The 224-nt window shown below is 54.9% G+C and carries 1 pseudogene; it reads right to left on the bottom strand.

Annotated features, from left to right (window positions below):
• Window positions 1-224: pseudogene (locus LKX83_RS33205) on the bottom strand (ribonuclease PH); the annotation flags it as partial.

Below are 224 nucleotides of genomic sequence, written 5' to 3'. Positions count from 1 at the left end.
GCTTGAATCACGTCACAGTCAAGCCAAATGGTTCTCTCACCGAGCGCTTCTAGATTCACAACAGGACGCAGCGCACGACCGATAAGACGTTGGATTTCCTGCGTTCTGCCGTTCACTTTTCCTCGGCTCGATTCACGCACATTCCGGGTTTCAGTAGCACGTGGCAGCATGGAGTATTCTGCTGTTACCCAGCCGCGTCCTTGGCCTCGCATGAACGGCGGTAC

Source organism: Cohnella baijiui (genome assembly GCF_020731285.1).
Classification (GTDB): Bacteria; Bacillota; Bacilli; order Paenibacillales; family Paenibacillaceae; genus Cohnella.
The sequence above is the reverse complement of the archived record's forward strand: the minus strand, read 5'-3'. Positions and strand labels throughout refer to the sequence as shown.